Origin of the sequence: Neptunomonas sp. CHC150 (assembly GCF_030397555.1) — a bacterium.
Taxonomy (GTDB): domain Bacteria; phylum Pseudomonadota; class Gammaproteobacteria; order Pseudomonadales; family Balneatricaceae; genus Neptunomonas; species Neptunomonas phycophila.
In genome coordinates, this window is the sequence record NZ_JAPNXU010000021.1 from 1 (window position 1) to 373 (window position 373).

Here is a 373-nt window from a genome sequence, read left to right on the forward strand (position 1 = left end):
CGCCCTCAACATCGGAGTCATTGGCTAATACATCCACGGTGACTGGCGTATCTTCATCCGTAGTTGCTGATTCGCCCACGGTGGTGGGGTTGTCATTCTCGGCATTAATGGTCACCGCTACTGTCGCGGTAGAAGTCCCGCCGTTACCGTCGCTCACGGTATAAGTGATGGTGTCAGAGCCATTAAAGTTCGCATTGGGCGTGTAGGTGATGGTGCCGTCAGGGTTGATCGCAACCGAGCCGTTGGTGGCGGTGGCACTGTCGACGCTCAAGCTATCGCCATCATCGTCCGTATCGTTTGCTAGGACATCAACAGTCACAGGAGTATCTTCATCCGTAGTTGCTGATTCGCCTGCGGTGGTGGGGTTGTCATT

At 54.7% G+C, this 373-nt stretch carries 1 protein-coding gene; it reads right to left on the reverse strand.

The features are described from left to right. On the reverse strand, positions 1–373 hold a 373-nt coding region (locus OW491_RS17850), incomplete at both ends, for a cadherin-like domain-containing protein (protein ID WP_290037246.1).